The sequence below is a fragment of the Duncaniella muricolitica genome (assembly GCF_910574735.1).
In the GTDB taxonomy this organism is placed as follows: Bacteria; Bacteroidota; Bacteroidia; order Bacteroidales; family Muribaculaceae; genus Duncaniella; species Duncaniella muricolitica.
In genome coordinates this window covers 56,743-71,052 of record NZ_CAJTCF010000005.1, presented here as the reverse complement: position 1 = coordinate 71,052, position 14,310 = coordinate 56,743, and the positions used below count along the sequence as shown (strand labels likewise).

Annotated in this window: 13 protein-coding genes and 1 tRNA gene; 10 read left to right on the top strand and 4 right to left on the bottom strand. The window is 52.0% G+C overall.

Features of this window, described 5'->3' with window-relative positions; genetic code table 11:
- The first annotated feature begins 3 nt into the window (after positions 1-3).
- The 5 genes from QGT73_RS02070 to QGT73_RS02050 all read left to right on the top strand — a co-directional run bounded on the left by QGT73_RS02070 (position 4) and on the right by QGT73_RS02050 (position 4,586).
- Entirely contained in the window at positions 4-381 is a 378-nt protein-coding gene (locus QGT73_RS02070) for a hypothetical protein (RefSeq protein WP_123399794.1), read from the top strand.
- A gap of 29 nt (positions 382-410) precedes the next feature.
- Complete coding sequence (locus QGT73_RS02065) at positions 411-1,904, top strand: DUF4099 domain-containing protein (protein WP_123475532.1); 1,494 nt, start codon at positions 411-413, stop codon at positions 1,902-1,904.
- Positions 1,905-2,041: 137 nt separating this feature from the next.
- Positions 2,042-4,009, top strand: coding sequence for a DNA topoisomerase (locus QGT73_RS02060; protein WP_107037096.1), 1,968 nt, complete (start codon positions 2,042-2,044; stop codon positions 4,007-4,009).
- Positions 4,006-4,287: a helix-turn-helix domain-containing protein gene (locus QGT73_RS02055; protein ID WP_164914825.1), complete on the top strand. Its 282-nt coding sequence runs from the start codon at positions 4,006-4,008 to the stop codon at positions 4,285-4,287. The genes QGT73_RS02060 and QGT73_RS02055 overlap by 4 nt, the downstream gene beginning before the upstream one ends.
- Positions 4,284-4,586, top strand: a complete 303-nt coding sequence (locus QGT73_RS02050; RefSeq protein WP_240740324.1) for a helix-turn-helix domain-containing protein — start codon at positions 4,284-4,286, stop codon at positions 4,584-4,586. Before QGT73_RS02055 ends, QGT73_RS02050 begins: the two co-directional genes overlap by 4 nt.
- Before the next feature lie 56 nt (positions 4,587-4,642).
- Here the strand turns inward: QGT73_RS02050 and QGT73_RS02045 are convergent, their stop codons facing one another.
- Positions 4,643-5,902 (bottom strand): site-specific integrase, encoded by a 1,260-nt coding sequence (locus tag QGT73_RS02045; protein WP_123400536.1) that lies wholly within the window; start codon positions 5,900-5,902, stop codon positions 4,643-4,645.
- Between the two features lie 495 nt (positions 5,903-6,397).
- Positions 6,398-6,471, bottom strand: a tRNA-Ile gene (locus QGT73_RS02040).
- A 395-nt stretch (positions 6,472-6,866) separates the two neighbouring features.
- Between QGT73_RS02040 and ilvD the strand changes: the two genes are divergently transcribed.
- The 5 genes from ilvD to ilvC are packed head-to-tail and all read left to right on the top strand — an operon-like array spanning position 6,867 to position 12,860.
- On the top strand, positions 6,867-8,696 hold the full coding sequence (gene ilvD / locus QGT73_RS02035; RefSeq protein WP_280121208.1) for a dihydroxy-acid dehydratase: 1,830 nt from the start codon (positions 6,867-6,869) through the stop codon (positions 8,694-8,696).
- Between the two features lie 38 nt (positions 8,697-8,734).
- On the top strand, positions 8,735-10,456 hold the full coding sequence (ilvB, locus tag QGT73_RS02030) for a biosynthetic-type acetolactate synthase large subunit (protein ID WP_280121207.1): 1,722 nt from the start codon (positions 8,735-8,737) through the stop codon (positions 10,454-10,456).
- A 12-nt stretch (positions 10,457-10,468) separates the two neighbouring features.
- Positions 10,469-11,020: an acetolactate synthase small subunit gene (gene ilvN, locus QGT73_RS02025; protein WP_123617358.1), complete on the top strand. Its 552-nt coding sequence runs from the start codon at positions 10,469-10,471 to the stop codon at positions 11,018-11,020.
- Positions 11,021-11,038: 18 nt separating this feature from the next.
- Positions 11,039-11,782: an acyl-[acyl-carrier-protein] thioesterase gene (locus tag QGT73_RS02020; RefSeq protein ID WP_280121206.1), complete on the top strand. Its 744-nt coding sequence runs from the start codon at positions 11,039-11,041 to the stop codon at positions 11,780-11,782.
- 34 nt (positions 11,783-11,816) lie between these two features.
- Positions 11,817-12,860 (top strand): ketol-acid reductoisomerase, encoded by a 1,044-nt coding sequence (gene ilvC, locus QGT73_RS02015; protein WP_123617360.1) that lies wholly within the window; start codon positions 11,817-11,819, stop codon positions 12,858-12,860.
- Between the two features lie 134 nt (positions 12,861-12,994).
- On the opposite strand, the gene QGT73_RS02010 is transcribed toward ilvC, so the two are convergent.
- Positions 12,995-13,879, bottom strand: a complete 885-nt coding sequence (locus QGT73_RS02010; RefSeq protein WP_280121205.1) for an NAD kinase — start codon at positions 13,877-13,879, stop codon at positions 12,995-12,997.
- A 27-nt stretch (positions 13,880-13,906) separates the two neighbouring features.
- On the bottom strand, positions 13,907-14,293 hold the full coding sequence (locus QGT73_RS02005; RefSeq protein WP_123617362.1) for a hypothetical protein: 387 nt from the start codon (positions 14,291-14,293) through the stop codon (positions 13,907-13,909).
- Positions 14,294-14,310: the final 17 nt, after the last annotated feature.

The following is a 14,310-nucleotide window of genomic DNA, read 5'->3' as shown; positions in this document are numbered from 1 at the left end:
AAAATGAAAAAAACTGAAATTGACTATAACGACGTGGAAACATTCCCGAAGTTCGCCAAGGCCGCGATAAGAATCATGCTTGAGATGCTCAGGTGCATGATGAAGAAGAAAGAGCCTCCCATACTCTCAATCAACGGCCGCATGATTTATCTCACCGAGCATGTGATGAAGCTATTCGGCTTCAGCGTGAGAAAAATCCGACAACTAAGGGCTGACGATGAAATCGAGTATATGATCAGCAAGGACGGCTCAGTGGTATTCCACTACGAGCATCAGGTGCAGGAATATATCGACCGTACATTTGTCAGTTCACGCAGCCCGGAAGGAATGGAGCGTAGAAAACTCCGCAATGAAAGATTCAATAACCTCGGCACCAGCTAAGGTGCCATAAAATCCCCCTATATAAGTTTATGGAAAATATCCAGGAACAGGAAGTGCTGATTGCCCGCAACAACGAGACGGGACAGGTAGGCGCAGTCGTCGGTCAGAACCCCGACGGCACCCCGAAGATGGCAGACGCCAAGACTGCCAAGTTGAGCGATCTCGTTAAGTTCAACAAAAACCAGAACCCCATCGAGGCGTTCATCTCCAATTTCATCCGTCAGGCGCAGAATCCATCGCTGTTCGGCTTCTTCAAACTCCCTGCCGACCGCTATGACGCTATCGCTCCGGCAATGGCAGACCTAATCCAAGACCCGGCGTCAAACGGCGAGATGCTCAAGCCTTACGAGGTTGAGGTGAAGCCTGTGGCTCAGACACAAGAACAGACTCCGGCACAGGAACAGACCACGACGGAAGTACAGCAGGAACCGGAAGCAGAGCCTAAGCCTGAACAGGAAAGTGTGCAGGCCAGTCAGGAAGTGACAACCACCGCAGCCAAGGCGACTCCCGTTGACCCCAACAGGATTGACTGGGCCACCATCGAACAGCAGTGGGGCGTTAAGCGAGAGACACTCGAACAGTCCGGCGCGCTACAGTCGATGCTCTACAATCACAAGTCGCCCCAGCTTTTTACCGTCACCCCACAGTTCGGAGATGAGAAATTCACTCTTGATGCCCGACTTTCCTTCAAGGAGCAACCCGACGGAAGTTTTACACTTGCGCCACACTTCATCAAGAACGAGCCCAAACTTGATGTTCCCTTCCGTGGCTACGAGTTCTCGAAAGAAGATAAGGAGCAGCTTCTCAAAACCGGCAACCTCGGCAAAGTTGTGGAACTTGCCGACCCCATGACAGGGGAGATGAAGAAATGTCTGGTCAGCGTTGACCGTCTTACCAACGAAATCGAGGCCATGCCTGTGGATAAAATCTTTATAAAGAACCACATCGGCAAGACCGAGCTTTCGATGAAAGAGATAGGTATCCTGAAAGACGGCGGCGTGGTACATGGTAAGGAAATCGAGCTGAACAACGGACGCAAGTTTACCAGCGACCTCCAGTATAATGCCGACAAGTGTGATGTCGAGTTCGTCCGCACGCAGTCGCTCAAACAGGAGCAGTCCGGAGAGACACAACAACGTAATACATGGGTTGATTCTGATGGCAACCCCAAACGTATTACCAAGTGGGGTTCTACACATTTCACAGAACAGCAGATTGCCGACTATATGGCTGGTAAAAAGATCGAGATGGTAAATGTCACTGACAAGCAGGGTCAGCCCTGCACGGTATTTCTACAGTTCAACAAGGAGAAACAGCGTCCGGTCACTGAATATCACTATGCCGACAACAAGAATGTTGTCGGTGTGGCCGAGGAGAGCAAGACCCAGTATGCCGTGAACAATCAAGGGAAGACCAACGAGGCTACGAAAAACATCACAGACCCGCTCCAGAAGGGTCAGACGGCTCCCAAGAACGAACAGCAGCAAGAGCAGCAGCTCAGACTGAAGGGACCGAAATTATAATCCCCGACTGACATAATACCTGCCATTCTCTAATGGCTGTCCTCTTCACCGACATGGGGAGGCAGACTCTCCCCATGTCTTTCCGAAATCTCTTTTAATAATTCAAATTAGTAATAATCAATAAAATAAATAATATTATGAATCTCGTAATCGCACACTCCGCTCAAATCGCCTTCGCTGTATCCCGTGCCCTCAACTGCACAGACCGTACCGAAAACGGCGACTACACCAACGACACCGGCAGCATCGTCATCACCTCCGTCGAGTCCAGTCTCGTCGAGCCGGCTCCGTTTCAGTATTACGCCGGCGGCAGCGACTTCATCAAGACGCTCCCTTTTATCCCCAAGAGATACCTGTACGGTATCCGTGCTGACAATGTGGGAGGTAAATTCAAGGTCAGCGACGAGGACAAAAGCACGGTCGTCAGGCTTCAGGCTCTTGTCGAGCAGGCCGCAGAGGTCATCTTCGCCTCAAACAACGGAAGTGAGGCTCAGGCTCTATTCGCTATTCTATGTCAGGCAGCAAAAGCCGGACGCCGTATCAGCCGTATGTGGCTGACCACACTGAGCAACCGGGCGATAACCTATGCCTACCGTAACCGCGAGTCAGGCCGCAACATCACACGTATAGCCCGCTCCGGTTTCGTTCACCACGGAATGAACTTTCTGTTCCGTGCCAATGTGGAACAGGCTTTCGCCCAGATGTATGGCAAGCAGTCGTTCCCGATGGAGCGTATGGACATCGCCGCGCTCTGGCTCCTTTGCAACAGCTACGACAACATGAAAGTCAAGCTCCCAAAGAAGACCCGCTATGGCGTCGGCATCACCGGAAATTGGAATGGGAAATCTGTCCAGTTGGCACCGGCTGAACTCTGGACAAAGAAATCAGAGGCTCAGAGCTTGTATGACAAGTTCATGAAACTTAATGGCAAAACTGTCATGGCTGAGGTCGTGGAGGTCAACCCGAAGGTGGAGTGGCGACACGAGTTGCTCAACATGGTTACCCTTCAGGAGGTGGCTATCGAGGAACTGGGATTCCTGCCCGCCCGAACAATGGCGGCCGCAGACCTTCTTTTCGAGAAAGGGCTTATATCTTCACCCCGCACCTCGGTCTCCTCGCTGCCTCATCATCTGAAACGTCACATTGAACGTCGCTTCCCGGAGGCAAAGGCGTTTCCGTTCTGCCCCGAAGAGCAGATACCTTATTGCCACGGAATCATCACCACCGAGCGTACACCTCTTTTTCTCAGCGACGACGAGCAGCGTGTGTATGAACTCATCAACATCCGTACAGAAATGGCTTTTGACTCAGCAAGATGTATAGAGGTGGGAATCGCGGCAAATATCGAAGGTGTCGGTCTTTTTGGCACAGCCGAACTGCCCGATGATGCGGAATGTGTAACGGGTAATATAGAATTTACAATCTCAGGTGTGAGCATCTACTCGTTCTCGGAGCACTCACCCGAAACCCTGACCGCCGCAACATTTCTGCACGACCTCAATGAACTGGTCAACACAGGTGGTGATACACCCTCGCTTCTTCCCGTGAGCAGCTACCGCGACTGCGGAGCCTGCCTCCAGCGTCTCATCGACAACGGATTCGTAAAATATCTGCTTGGCGACATTGAACCGACGGAGAAGGCGCGTGTGCTTCTTTCGCACGCCGGCCACCTCGAACTCGCCGACATCGGCAAGTACATCACCCAGATAGACGAGGCTGACGCGCTCGCGGAGAACCGCAAACCCACAAAGCCTGTAATGAGGGATTATGAGAACTGGCTTCATCCCCTTATTCTCTCGCTCATCACCGACAAGAAATCCTTTGCCAGCAAGGTTTCGGGCTACACCTGCCCGAAATGCGGCAACCACGGGCTGACCGTGTTCCCGGCTACAATAGCCTGTGAATGTTGCGGATTCTCAATCCCGCGCCACTTCCACGGCTACGACCTGACCGACAAGGACATCGAGCAGCTTGTACGATACAAATACACATCGCCCATCTACGGCTTCATCGACCGCAAAGGCCGCAAGTTCTGCGAATCGTTGGTAATCGACAACCGTTTCGGCGTGACATTCTCCGCCAAAGCCGCCAAGATATACGGATGAGAACAGTAGAGATTGATGAGGATATTCTGGAATCAATGTTCGAGCAGGTGGAATATCTTCATTCTTTAGTCAGGACAATTTCAAGACTCCTCGTCTCAAAGAAACCGGATGAACTCATTACAACCAATGAAGCCGCTGCAATATTACGAATGAGCACACGTCATCTAAATAATCTCAAGGCGGCTGGAAAGATTCCTTTCATACAGATCGATGGCAGGGTGATGTATCTCGCAAACGATATTGCGAAATATATAATCATGCAGAAGGCTAAATTATGATTGATATTGTATTTACCAAACGTAATGAAAGGGTGAGAATGTTTTTCAGCCGTTGCAAGGAACTTAAAGACGCTCTGAATCATATCTGCGAGAACTGTCGTCCGATTCTTAATAACGATGCTTTTCTCACGGACGCGGAGCTGGCGCAACGGCTCAGAGTAAGCAGACGCACTCTTCACGATTACCGGAATAGTGGTATATTGCCTTACTATGAAATAGGCGGCAAGTACCTCTATTCTGAAAAAGATGTAGATAATCTCTTGATGAGCAATTATCGTAATGTAATTTACAATCCTTGAATATGACAGAGGCAAGAATCCTTAACCGGACTCTTGCCTCTGTTGTCGTTTGGTGGTTACTGTTTTATCTTCCGTTCCCGTTTCTTTTTGGAGAAGAGGTCTCCGGCCATAACCTCACGGATATTCTGCATATCCTCCATGATTGAGGAATCGAGTACCCGGGCGTAGTGCTGGGTCATCTTGATGCTTGTGTGTCCGAGCATCTTCGAGACATTCTCGATACGTACTCCCTGTGACAGGCATACTGTCGCATAGGTGTGGCGGGCAACGTGAGTGGTCAGCACCTTGTCTATCTCGCAGATGTTTCCTATCTCTTTCAGGTAGCGGTTCATTACCTGATTGCAGGGTACTGGCAGAAGTGTTCCTTTTTCAGCCGCCTTCTGGTTGTCCTCATATTTTTTGAGTATTGCTTTGGGGATGTCAAGCAACGGTATGTTCTGGACAATATCCGTTTTCTGACGTGGCTTGCGAATCCACATGTTGCCGTCGTTGTCCTCGACAACGTGTTCTCTTTTCAGATTGGAGATGTCGATAAACGCCAGCCCGGTGAAAGCGGCCATTACAAACATATCTCTGACCACATCAAGTACACCGTCAAAGTGTCTCCTATATATTATATGGAGTTCATCGAGGGTGAGGAATGTGGGATTTGTCTGTACTGTTCTGACCTTTATTCCGGCAAACGGATCTTTGGTAATCCAATCGTTTGCAAGAGCCCGGTTAGTGATTTTCTTCAGACCTTTCATATATCTGGCCACTGTGTTCTGCTGCTGGTTGCGGTCTATTTTGAGATACATCTCAAACCCATGTACGAAATCGCGGTCAAGACTTGTCAGGGGCAGGTCATCGACTTCATATTTCTTCTTGATGTAACGCTGTAGCAGTCGGGTAATGGTCTCGTATTTCTTGATGGTGCCAAGCTCGAAATCGCGCCCCATCAACGCACGACATTCCTGATTATGTTCCTGAAATGTCGTTATTATCATACGTTCCACAACCTTATGGACACCGATATTGAAAAATCGGTTGTGAAGTTCCTGAGCGGTTGCGACAACTCCTTCCGACTGCATTTCCTGAAACAGCTTGAACAGCTTGATGTTTGTCTCGTCAATATAGTCGTTCACATCTATTGCATTCTTGGACGTGCCTTTGGCGCGTTCCTTTGACTGATTCCAGAGAGCAGGGTCGATATACTTCCCAGTATTGGAATCAATTCTTGTGCCGTTCACAGAAATTCTCATGCGAATCGCACATTCTCCTGTTTTTGTCACGGTGCTTCTTCGATAGAACAGCACCGTCAATCGGTCTTTCTTCATTTCTTCTATGAGTAAAGAGGGGTTAAATCGTCAAGAAATGAAGCCTTTTCGGAGGTGATTTTTTGTCGCTGCAACAACTGATATATCAGTGTGTTATATGCGTTTTAGTGCCACGGTTTTTAGAGGAATTGGTGCCAAAAATTTCTGGCACTGTTTTTGGCACCGATTTGGCACCAAAATGATTTTTGCTGAAATTCCGCCAAAGACATTTTTTTCCTCCGCAAGGCCTCATATTTCTTTCAGACCATACTGAAATTTCTACGCGAAGATAATAAAGACGCTTCCGACTCTTGCTATGCAAATCTTTGAAGAATAATGAAATGAGTATAAAGTTCAGCCATGCACCCCCATCCGGCAGGCTCTCACAAGCCTTTGGCTCCAACGGGGAACCTTCATTCCTCATCGTTCTTCATCGGCGTGCATAGGGCATATAAAAAGCAAAACGCCGATTATGTTGATAATCAGCGTTTTGCCTTAATTTAACATTTGAATAAGTGGTCCCACTAGGGCTTGAACCTAGGACCCACAGATTATGAGTCTGTTGCTCTAACCAACTGAGCTATAGGACCAAACGTCGAGATTGGAGCACGAGGTGCTTTGCTCTTTTCGTTTTTCGTTGTGCAAAGTTAAACAGTTTTATTTATATGTGCAAACTTTTGAACGATTTTTTGTTTTTTTGTTGATAAAAAAGTGATAAATCGGGGGTGAGGTGTGTGGATTCAGCGATGAGGAGCTAAATGGTCTGAAATGTGATTTTTTAATTTAGAATGGCCGAATATTTGCACATTTGATATAAACCGTGTGTAATTTTTGATAATTTTTTGGAGTAGGGTGAAGATTATGGTAATAAATATCGTTGAAAATTTGTGTTTTACAACATGTTTTCATATTTTTGCGCCTAAATTATTAAAATTTGTGAGGCTATTGCTTCATTATAATTGCAAAAAATAAACATATACACGATATGAAAATTCCGTTGAGAAGCGCAGCAAGTACCGAGGGCCGCCGTATGGCGGGAGCCCGTGCGCTGTGGCGTGCCAACGGCATGAAAGATGAGCAGTTTGGTAAGCCCATCATTGCCGTCGTAAATTCATTCACACAGTTTGTGCCCGGTCATACACATCTTCATGAGATTGGCCAGGTGGTCAAGGCGGAGATTGAAAAGCAGGGTTGCTTTGCGGCCGAGTTCAATACGATAGCTATTGACGACGGTATTGCCATGGGGCATGACGGTATGCTTTATTCGCTTCCGTCGCGCGACATGATTGCCGACTCTATCGAGTATATGGTCAACGCTCACAAGGCCGACGCCATGGTGTGCATCTCCAACTGTGACAAGGTGACCCCCGGCATGCTCATGGCAGCCATGCGTCTCAATATTCCCGCCATATTTGTGTCGGGCGGTCCTATGGAGGCCGGCAATGTCGAGGGCAAGGATGTTGACCTGATAGATATAATGATAGAGGCGGCCGATGACTCGGTGTCGGATCATCGTGTGACTCTGCTCGAGCAGAAGGGATGTCCCACGTGTGGCTCTTGCTCGGGTATGTTTACCGCCAATTCGATGAACTCGCTCAACGAGGCCATCGGTATGGCTCTTCCGGGCAACGGTACGGTGGTGGCTACCCATGCCAACCGTCGCGAGCTTTTCAAGAAAGCCGCCCGTCAGATTGTTGACAATGCCTATGCCTATTACCGCGACGGTGACGAGAGTGTGCTGCCCCGCAGCATAGCTACACGTCAGGCCATGCTTAATGCTATGACGCTCGACATTGCCATGGGCGGTTCGACCAACACGGTGCTTCATCTGCTGGCCGTGGCCCATGAGGCCGGAGCCGATTTCACGATGGCCGATATAGACCGTCTTTCGCGTAAGACCCCCGTGCTCTGCAAGGTGGCTCCCAATTCGCATTACCATATACAGGATGTGAACCGAGCCGGAGGCATTCTTTCCATAATGAATATACTTGCCGAAGCCGGACTTGTCGAGACCGATGTGAAGCGTGTCGACCGTATGACTCTCGGTGAAGCTCTGGACAAATGGGCTGTCAAGCCGGGCCGAGAGGTGTGCCTCGAGGCCGACGAGTTGTGGAAGAGCGCGCCCGGCATGAGGCGTACTACCGAGCTGGGCTGTCAGATGAGCTATTATTCCGAACTTGACACCGACCGTGAGTCGGGATGCATACGCGATATGGAGCATGCTTATGTCAAGGATGGCGGTCTGGCTGTGCTCAAAGGCAATATCGCGCAGGACGGTTGTGTAGTCAAGACCGCAGGTGTCGACGAGAGCATATTCCGTTTCAGTGGTCCGGCCAAAGTGTTTACTTCGCAGGAAGCGGCAGTCGAGGGCATACTCCGCGATGAGGTAAAGAGCGGAGATGTCGTGGTCATCACATATGAGGGCCCCAAGGGTGGTCCCGGCATGCAGGAGATGCTCTATCCCACCTCTTATATAAAGAGCAAACATCTCGGCAAGGAGTGCGCGCTCATAACCGACGGACGATTCTCGGGCGGAACCTCGGGACTGTCCATCGGCCATATATCGCCCGAAGCAGCAGCCGGCGGCAATATCGGACTGGTGCGTGATGGTGATATTATCGAAATCGATATCCCTGCCCGCTCCATCAATGTGCGTCTCACCGACAGTGAGCTTGCCTCGCGTCGGGCTGAAGAGGAGTCGCTCGGACGTGAAGCGTTTACGGCCCGCGACCGCGACCGCCATGTGAGCCAGGCACTTCGCGCCTATGCCGCTATGGTCACTTCGGCCGACAAAGGCGGTGTGCGCATGCTGTAATCAAAAGTATAAAAATATCCAATAGGTAAGTTATTTACATGAGTGAAAAGATAAAAGGAGCCGAGGCCATGTGCCGCGCGCTTCTGGCCGAGGGAGTCGACACTATATTCGGTTATCCCGGAGGTCAGATAATGATATTTTACGATACTCTCTATGACTATCAGGACAAGCTCCGCCACATCCTGGTGCGTCATGAGCAGGGTGCCGTGCACGCGGCCCAGGGCTATGCCCGCGCCTGCGGCAAGGCCGGAGTGGTAACAGTGACATCAGGCCCGGCGGCCACCAATGTCATTACGGGTATCGCCGACGCGATGTCCGACTCGACTCCGCTCGTTGTCATTACCGGTCAGGTGGCAGTGTCATCGCTTGGCACCGAAGCGTTTCAGGAGACCGATGTGCTCGGCATCACGCAGCCCATCACCAAGTGGTCCTATCAGATACGCACGGCCGATGAGATACCTTGGGCGGTGGCTCGCGCCTTCTATCTCGCCTCTACAGGCCGTCCCGGTCCTGTGGTGCTCGACTTCACCAGGGATGCCCAGCTCGGCATGACCGAATGGGACTATAAGCCCATAAACTTTATACGCAGCTATGATCCCGATCCCGAGCTGCAGCCCTCGGCTATAGCCGAAGCGGCCTCGCTGCTCAATCAAGCCAAGCGACCGCTGCTTCTTGCAGGTCACGGAGTGCTTATTTCCGAGGCCGAAGAGGCTCTGAAGGCTCTTGCCGAGAAGGCAGATATCCCTGTGGCGACCACGCTGCTCGGACTGTCGTCATTCCCGTCGGACCATCCTCTCAACAAGGGCATGGTGGGGATGCACGGCAATATCGCTCCAAATATCAAGACCAACGAGGCCGATGTGATACTCGCCGTCGGACTCCGTTTTGACGACCGTGTGACAGGCCGCATAGACTCTTATGCCCGCCAGGCCAAGATAATACATGTCGACATAGACGCGGCCGAGTTTAACAAGATTATTCCCACTGACGTACACATACATGCCGATGCCCGCAAGGCACTCGAGGCACTGCTCCCCAATATCAACAAGGCATCGCATGCCGAGTGGCTCGCATCGTTTGACGCACCGCGGCAGGTCGAGGAAATCGAGGTGATGCAGCGCGAGCTTCATCCCATCGACACCCGCGACGGAGCCATGCGCATGGGCCAGGTGATACGCAAGGTGTCGGAGATGAGCGGCAATGACGGCATACTTGTCACCGATGTGGGACAGAACCAGATGATGGCCGCGCGTTACTTCAAATACACCCTCCCCAAGAGTGTGATTACTTCGGGCGGACTCGGCACCATGGGATTCTGTCTGCCGGCGGCCATAGGGGCCAAACTCGGAGCTCCCGGCCGACAGGTGTTTGCCTTTATGGGTGACGGCGGTTTTCAGATGACCATGCAGGAACTCGGCACCATCATGGATTATCGCATACCTGTCAAGATGATTATTCTCAATAATAATTTTCTTGGCAATGTGCGCCAGTGGCAGTCGATGTTCTACAACGACCGATTCATGGGCACACCGCTTCTCAACCCCGACTTCGCCATGGTGAGCCGTGCCTACGGCATCCCGGCCGAGGATGTGTCGGAGATGTCGCAGCTTGACGCCGCTATCGAGAGGATGATAAAGGCTGACACGGCCTATATGCTAAATGTCAATATCGAGACTGAGGACATGGTGTTTCCTATGGTTACTCCCGGATCGGCTGTTGACGAGATACTCATCAACCGTAACAAAAAATATCAGAAATAAAGGACAGGAGATATGGAAAAGAAAATGTTCACCATCGCGGTATTTACCGAAAACCAGGTGGGATTGCTCAACCGCATCTCCATCATCTTCACTCGCCGAGGCATCAATCTCGAGAGTGTGTCATCGAGTCCGAGTGCCGAAGCCGGAGTCCACAAGATGAATTTTCTTGTGGCCGGAGAGCGCGAGGTGCTTGAGAAGGTGGTAAAGCAGATCGAAAAATGTGTCGATGTGCTCAAGGCCTTTCTCTATACCGACGATGAGATCGTGTATCAGGAGGTCGCACTCTACAAAGTGCCCACGGTGCGTCTGCTCGACGAGCCTAATCTCGAGCGCATCATACGTGTGCACAACGCCCGTATCCTCGAGATTACGCGTGACTATACTGTCATCGAGAAGACCGGCCACGAGACCGAGACACAGGCTCTCTACGACCTGCTAACACAGTATGGCATACAGCAGTTCATACGCTCGGGCCGCATCAGTGTCACCAAGTCGCCTACCGAGCACTTCACCCGCTTTCTTGAGGAGCAGGAGGCACGCCGCCGCAATATCGAGGGTGTGTAACCGCAACAGAAGTCACTCATGACAGAATACGTAAACGAATTTTATCTCACGGCTGCCGAGGTCAATGCCCAGGAAGAGATGCCCCTGTCGCGTCTGGTCACACTCATCATCGACACAGCCACCGGCCATGCCAACAGTCTCGGGTTTGGTTACGCCCACATGATGGAGACCAACACATCGTGGGTGTTGTCGCGCCTGAGTGTCGACATAAAGAGCATGCCGGGTGTCAACCGCGCATACCGTCTCATTACATGGGTGTCGAGCGTCAACCGCATATATTCCGAGCGTCTTTTTGAACTGAAGGATGCCGCTACAGACGAGACTCTCGCATGGGCCCACACCACCTGGATGGCTATCGACATGGATTCGCGCCGTCCTACCGACCTGTCGCGCCATCAGGCACTGGTCGACATTGTAACCGAGCGCGAGTTTGGAGGTGACAAAGGGGGTAAACTTCTGCCTGTGGGAGCTGAAGCCTCGGGATATACATATATATTTAAGGTGAGCGACATTGACGTCAACCGCCACGTCACCACCCGACGCTATATCGACCTTATCACCGACCTGTGGCCGCTTGACAAATATGCCGAGAGTCGTGTGTCGCGGTTTGAGATCGCTTTCAAGCATGAGGCGAGATATGCCGAGGAGTCGGTGACCCTTATGATGCCTCGCGGAGATGCTTCCGACGATGTCTATGACACCGAAATCAGGGTAGGGGATACAAGCTGTGCCCTCGCCCGCATATATTTCACAAAACGATAATCATATAATTGAAAAACTCATAATAATTACAATTATGGCAAAACTTAACTTTGGCGGAGTAGAAGAAACCGTCATCACACGTGAAGAGTATCCGTTGAGCAAGGCTCTCGAGACTCTCAAAGACGAGACAATAGCAGTGATCGGTTACGGTGTTCAGGGTCCCGGCCAGGGCCTCGACCTGCGTGACAACGGATTTAATGTAATAGTAGGTCAGCGCGAAGGCAAGACTTATGACAAGGCTGTGGCTGACGGCTGGAAGCCCGGCGAGACACTTTTCTCAATCGAGGAAGCCTGTGAGCGCGGCACCATCATCATGTGTCTGCTCAGCGACGCCGCAGTCATCTCTCAGTGGCCCACCATCAAGAAGCACCTCACCCCCGGCAAGGCACTCTATTTCAGCCACGGTTTTGCCATCAACTGGAGCGACCGCACAGGCGTAGTGCCTCCTGCCGACGTAGACGTAATCATGGTTGCTCCCAAGGGTTCGGGCACAATGCTCCGCGTGCTCTTCAAGGAGGGCAAAGGCACCAACTCATCGTTTGCAGTATATCAGGACGCCACCGGCCGCGCGCTTGACCGCACTCTTGCTCTCGGCATCGGCATCGGCTCGGGCTACCTGTTCGAGACCACATTCCAGCGTGAGGCTGTCAGCGACCTCACCGGCGAGCGTGGTTCGCTCATGGGTGCTATCCAGGGTCTTCTCCTTGCGCAGTATGAAGTGCTCCGCGAGAACGGCCACACTCCCTCCGAGGCCTTCAACGAGACCGTCGAGGAGCTCACCCAGTCGCTCATGCCCCTCTTTGCAGCCAAAGGCATGGACTGGATGTATGCCAACTGCTCGACAACAGCCCAGCGTGGCGCGCTCGACTGGATGGGCCCGTTCCACGATGCCATCAAGCCCGTCGTACGCGACCTCTATGAGAGCGTGAAGACCGGCCGTGAGGCTCAGCGCAGCATCGACTCCAATACCCAGCCCGACTATCGCGAGAAGCTCGAGGAGGAACTCAAGGCACTCCGCGAGAGCGAAATGTGGCGCACAGGTGCTGTAGTCCGCACCCTCCGTCCCGAGAACGTGTAATCCCCGTCGTCTGCATAGATAGACGCAGGATATTATAAAAGTATCAGAAGAGACAAAAGTTTTTACAAATTCAGGTAAAAACTTTTGTCTCTTCTGATACTTTTTTTGATTATTTCGGAGTGTCTGATTATACTCTAACGTCTCGACATGCCCCAGAGGAGTTTGGAGCTGAGGGTGTCGACAAATGTGTGTCCGTCGCGATGTATGACTTTTATCACAAACGGCGCACGGGATATGTGGAGATTGACGCTGACGGGGAGCACCAGTTGCCGTCCGTCGAGATTGACGCGATAGGTGTCGGCCCTGGCCTCGACACGGGTTGTGATCACATGGTTGTCGCTCACCACGAGCGGGCGCATGGTCAGGGCGTGGGGTGCTATGGGCGAGAGAGCCCAGCAGGGAGCGGTAGGCTGTATGATTGGGCCTCCTACCGACAGATTGTAGGCAGTCGACCCGGTAGGGGTTGAAATGATGAGTCCGTCGCCCTGATAGGATGCAATCTCGATGTCGTCGAGAAACGTATGTATCGTAATCATTGAGGCTGAGTCGTGGCGCAGGATAGCCACCTCGTTGAGAGCATAGGCCCACCCTGTGATGGACTGGCGCAAGTGTTCGCCCGAGGCCTTGACCTGGAGCAGCGAGCGCGGCTCTATGAAAAATTTGCCCGAAAGAAGATTCTCCACAATCGCCGGAGCATCCTCGAGCGACTCTTCGGCCAGAAATCCGAGGTGTCCCGTATTGAACCCGATGATGGGTATCTCCTTGGACCCGACCCATCGGGCTGTGCGCAGAAAAGTCCCGTCGCCCCCGATGCTTATGGCCACGTCGGCCGTAAACTCGTCGGCGTCAAACACATCGTCGGCATCGAGCGGAGTGCCGAGGTCGCGTGTCATGGCTTCGTAGAAGTGTCGTTGCACGGCCACGAATATGCCGTTGTCAGAGAGAAGTCTGATGAGCGATGCGATGCGGGGCACATCGTCGACGCTCTGACGCCGTTTGCCGAACACTGCTATTTTCATCCTGTCGATGCTTTTATAGTGAGAGGTTTATAAATCAATGTAATACATCAGCTCGTTGAGACGGTCGGCAGCGAGCGGGTCGTCGGCCAGGGCATCATGCTCGACATCCACCACCTCATAGCCATATCTTTCGAGCGACCTTGCCACGGCCAGCGGACTGCGGTGGCTCACCCTGAGCTCGGTCACCACACGGTTGTCAAGCCGCTCGCCGTCGGTGGTGACGTTGAGGTTGAGCAGGTGGGCGTCGGCATCCTCCACGGCGCGGGCTATGCGCGACGCGCTGTAGTCGGAGGGCAGACAGCTCACAAGCAGCCTGCTTGCCTCCTGTCTCGGCGGGTAGATGCGGTCGATTGACGGCTCTGCCGACAGCACCGGGAGAAATTCGTTGGGTGATATGATGTCTTTTGAGGTCAAAATTTTCGGTTTTCAGT

Bases quoted from the DNA above. Each gene is read 5' to 3' on its own strand.
- QGT73_RS02070 (WP_123399794.1), top strand. From the start codon at position 4: ATGAAAAAAACTGAAATTGACTATAACGACGTGGAAACATTCCCGAAG.
- QGT73_RS02065 (WP_123475532.1), top strand. From the start codon at position 411: ATGGAAAATATCCAGGAACAGGAAGTGCTGATTGCCCGCAACAACGAG.
- QGT73_RS02060 (WP_107037096.1), top strand. From the start codon at position 2,042: ATGAATCTCGTAATCGCACACTCCGCTCAAATCGCCTTCGCTGTATCC.
- QGT73_RS02055 (WP_164914825.1), top strand. From the start codon at position 4,006: ATGAGAACAGTAGAGATTGATGAGGATATTCTGGAATCAATGTTCGAG.
- QGT73_RS02050 (WP_240740324.1), top strand. From the start codon at position 4,284: ATGATTGATATTGTATTTACCAAACGTAATGAAAGGGTGAGAATGTTT.
- QGT73_RS02045 (WP_123400536.1), bottom strand. From the start codon at position 5,902: ATGAAGAAAGACCGATTGACGGTGCTGTTCTATCGAAGAAGCACCGTG.
- ilvD (WP_280121208.1), top strand. From the start codon at position 6,867: ATGAAAATTCCGTTGAGAAGCGCAGCAAGTACCGAGGGCCGCCGTATG.
- ilvB (WP_280121207.1), top strand. From the start codon at position 8,735: ATGAGTGAAAAGATAAAAGGAGCCGAGGCCATGTGCCGCGCGCTTCTG.
- ilvN (WP_123617358.1), top strand. From the start codon at position 10,469: ATGGAAAAGAAAATGTTCACCATCGCGGTATTTACCGAAAACCAGGTG.
- QGT73_RS02020 (WP_280121206.1), top strand. From the start codon at position 11,039: ATGACAGAATACGTAAACGAATTTTATCTCACGGCTGCCGAGGTCAAT.
- ilvC (WP_123617360.1), top strand. From the start codon at position 11,817: ATGGCAAAACTTAACTTTGGCGGAGTAGAAGAAACCGTCATCACACGT.
- QGT73_RS02010 (WP_280121205.1), bottom strand. From the start codon at position 13,879: ATGAAAATAGCAGTGTTCGGCAAACGGCGTCAGAGCGTCGACGATGTG.